Annotated in this window: 3 protein-coding genes and 1 pseudogene; 3 read left to right on the top strand and 1 reads right to left on the bottom strand. The window is 67.9% G+C overall.

The annotated features are described in order from the left end of the window. A pseudogene (locus GXB81_RS30630) lies at positions 1 to 329 on the bottom strand (biotin--[acetyl-CoA-carboxylase] ligase); the annotation flags it as partial. Positions 330 to 446: 117 nt separating this feature from the next. Here GXB81_RS30630 and GXB81_RS30625 point away from each other — a divergent pair. From GXB81_RS30625 to GXB81_RS30615, 3 genes are all read left to right on the top strand, one after another. Beyond that, positions 447 to 1,580, top strand: a complete 1,134-nt coding sequence (locus GXB81_RS30625) for an ABC transporter permease (RefSeq protein ID WP_167042443.1) — start codon at positions 447 to 449, stop codon at positions 1,578 to 1,580. Next, positions 1,577 to 2,455, top strand: a complete 879-nt coding sequence (locus GXB81_RS30620) for an ATP-binding cassette domain-containing protein (RefSeq protein WP_167042445.1) — start codon at positions 1,577 to 1,579, stop codon at positions 2,453 to 2,455. The genes GXB81_RS30625 and GXB81_RS30620 overlap by 4 nt, the downstream gene beginning before the upstream one ends. 46 nt (positions 2,456 to 2,501) lie before the next feature. Next, a partial coding sequence (locus GXB81_RS30615; protein WP_205991170.1) for an MlaD family protein occupies positions 2,502 to 3,430 on the top strand: 929 nt, incomplete at its 3' end.

Raw genomic sequence — 3,430 nt, 5'->3', positions numbered from 1 at the left:
AGCGGACGCGGCAGCACGCAGGCGACCGAAAACAGCAGCGCATTGCCGGGCTCCGCATACCACGGCCGGCCGCGGCGGCCGCGCCCCGCGGTTTGCAGATACGCGACCCGCACGATCGGCCGCGGCAGCGCGCTCGCGCGGCGCGGCAGCGCCTTCACGCGGGCCATCAGGTCGGCATTGGTCGAGCCGGTTTCCTCGACGATTTCGATCGGCCAGTCATGCGCATGCGCACCGAACAGCCTGACTGCGCGCTCGCGGTCGATGCGCCAGTCGGCCTCGGCCGCATTGGCCGTTGCAGGAGAGGGCGTGGGAGACTTGGAAGCATTCATGGCACCTATTGTAGCGACAGCGACCTTCGGCGGGATTGGCGTGCGGATCGGTGCGGACATCATCGGCCCGTCGTTCGCTACAATGGCCCTTCATCCGATAACCAGCTTCCGCGATCCTTGAACTACGACACTCCGCCCGGCCTCGAAGTCGCGGCCGGCAGCCAAGGCAAGATCGTCCGTCTCTCGGGCCAGTGGACGGCGCTCGCGCTCGCGCGCGATCGCGACACCGGGCACGTGATCCCGCTGCTGCGTTCGCTGACCGGCGCGCAGGGCATCGGCGAGTGGGACCTGTCGCGTATCGACAGGATGGATCACGTCGGCGGCCAGGCGCTGTGGCGCGTATGGGGCCACAAGATGCCGCCCGGCACCGCGCTCACCGACACGCAACGCGACATCTTCGAGCGCATCGCGCTGCTCGACACGGTGCGCGAGGGCGCCGAGCCGGTCAAGCGCCTCGATCCGTTCACGCGCCTCGGCCTCGGGCTCTTCTCGTTCTTCGAGCATCTGTACGGCGGCGTCGCAATGCTCGGGCGCGTCGTGCTCGACCTGCTCGCGATCGTGCGCAAGCCGAAGCTCACGCCGTGGACCGAAATCTCCGCGAACATCTACAACGCCGGCGCGCGCGCGCTGCCGATCACGGCGCTCGTCGCGTTCCTGATCGGCATCGTGCTCAGCTATCTGTCGGCGCAGCAGTTGCGCATCTTTGGCGCGAACCAGTTCATCGTCAATATTCTCGGCCTCGCGGTGATCCGCGAACTCGGCCCGGTGCTCTCGGCGATTCTGGTGGCGGGCCGCTCGGGCTCGGCGATCACCGCGCAGATCGGCGTGATGCGCGTGACCGAGGAACTCGACGCGATGCGCGTGATGGGCATCCCGCACGGCCTGCGGCTGATCCTGCCGCGCGTGGTCGCGCTCGGCATCGCGATGCCGCTGCTCGTGATGTGGACCAACATCATCTCGCTGACGGGCGGTGCGCTCGCCGCGAAACTCGTGCTCGGCATCGACATGAACTTCTTCGCGCGGCAGCTGCCCGTCGTCGTGCCGATCGCGAATCTCTGGATCGGTCTCGGCAAGGGCGCGGTGTTCGGCATGCTGATCGCGATCACCGGCTGTCATTTCGGCTTCCGTATCAAGGCCAATTCGCAGAGTCTCGGCGAAGGCACGACGACCTCGGTGGTGACCTCGATCACCATCGTGATTCTCGCGGACGCGGTGTTCGCGATCCTCTTCCAGAACGTGGGGCTCGGATGATCGCGCCACTGACCGAAGCCGTGCGCGGCCAGCCCGTGCCGTCGATCGCCGAGCCGGTGATCGAGGTGAACGACATCACCAAGCGCTACGGCCGCAACATCGTGCATCAGCACCTGAGCCTCGAGGTGCGGCGCGGCGAGATCGTCTCGATCGTCGGCGGCTCGGGCTCGGGCAAGACCACGCTGGTGCGGCAGATTCTCGGCCTCGAGCGGCCCTCGTCGGGCACCATCAAGCTGTTCGGCCAGGACCTCGCGACCATCTCGCCCGACACCGCGCTGCTGATGCGCAGCCGCTCCGGCATGCTGTTCCAGCGCGGCGCGCTGTTCTCGTCGCTGTCGGTGTTCGACAACGTCGCGCAGCCGGTGCGCGAGCTCGGCCGCGTGCCCGAAGACCTGCTGCGCGACATCGTGATGCTGAAGCTCGAAATGGTCGGGCTGCCGTGCAAGCACGCGTCGAAGATGCCGTCGGCGCTGTCGGGCGGCATGATCAAGCGGGTCGGCATCGCGCGCGCGATTGCGCTCGAACCCGAACTGCTGTTCCTCGACGAACCGACCGCCGGGCTCGACCCGCAGGCGTCCGACGAATTCGTCGAGCTGATCTCCGCGCTGCATCGCGCGCTCGGCCTCACGGTCGTGATGATTACGCACGACCTCGACACAATGGTCGCGATCTCGACGCGCGTCGCCGTGCTTGCCGATCGCAAGGTGCTCGTCAACGCGCCGGTCGAAGAGGCGGCGGGCGTCGATCATCCGTTTATCCGCGAATATTTCCTCGGCCTGCGCGGGCGCCGCGCGCTGCAGGCGCTGCCGCCCGAGCGCCGCGCGAAGCTGCCGCGGGCCGCGCTCGAAGCGGCGTCGTCCGAGTTGCCGCTATGAGGTCTGCCGTTATGAACCGGGCCGCCATGAACCAGGAAACCTGACAATGGAAAACAAAGCACACGCATTCTGGGCCGGGCTTTTCACGGTCGTGCTGACGGCGGCGGTCGCGCTCGCCGCATTTCTGTTCAACGTCGATCGCACCGTGCGGGTGCCGTACGACCTGATCGCGCGCACCAACGTGACGGGGCTTTTTGCCGACGCGGCGGTGCGCTTTCGCGGGCTCGACGTCGGCCGCGTGCAGTCGATCAAGTTCGATCCGAGCCATCCGGGGCAGATCATGATCCGCATCATGGTCGACGAACACGCGCCGATCACCCATTCGACGTTCGGCAGCCTCGGCCTGCAAGGCGTGACCGGCATCGCGTTCATCCAGCTCGATGACACCGGGCGCGATCTGACGCCGCTGCCGTCGTCGGTGCAGCAGGTCGCGCAGCTGCCGATGCGCCCGGGCCTGCTCGACCAGTTGCAGCAGCGCGGCGACGTGCTGCTGCGCAAGCTCGAAAAAGTCACCGACAACGTCAACGACATGCTGTCGCCGGAAATGGTCGCGCAGTTGCACGACACGGCCGCGAGCATCCAGCAGGCCGCGTCCGGGATCGCCGGGCTGAGCCAGCAGATCGCGCCGGTCGCGGGCAAGCTGCCCGCCACGGTCGATCAGCTGAATCGCACGCTCGCCTCGACCAACCGGATGATCACGAGCCTGAACCGTCCGGACGGCCCGTTCGAGCGCAATCTGAACAAGGTCGGCACGGCGGCGCAGCAGGCCGGCGACGCGCTCGCCGAGATGAACGTGTCGCTGCAGGATCTGTCGGCGCGGGTCGGCTACGAGACGCTGCCGCGCGTGAACTCGCTGACCGAGGACGTGCGCTCGGCGGCGCAATCGATCGACCGCGCCGCCGATACCTTCAGCACCAATCCGCGCAGCGTGCTGTTCGGCGCGCCGCGCCCGGCGCCGGGTCCGGGCGAGGCCGG

It is taken from the genome of Paraburkholderia sp. Ac-20336 (assembly GCF_017105025.1).
Lineage (GTDB): Bacteria > Pseudomonadota > Gammaproteobacteria > Burkholderiales > Burkholderiaceae > Paraburkholderia.
This window is presented reverse-complemented; position numbering and strand designations above follow the sequence as displayed.

Excerpts from the sequence above, each read along its gene's own strand:
- GXB81_RS30620 (WP_167042445.1), top strand. The coding sequence starts at position 1,577 with ATGATCGCGCCACTGACCGAAGCCGTGCGCGGCCAGCCCGTGCCGTCG.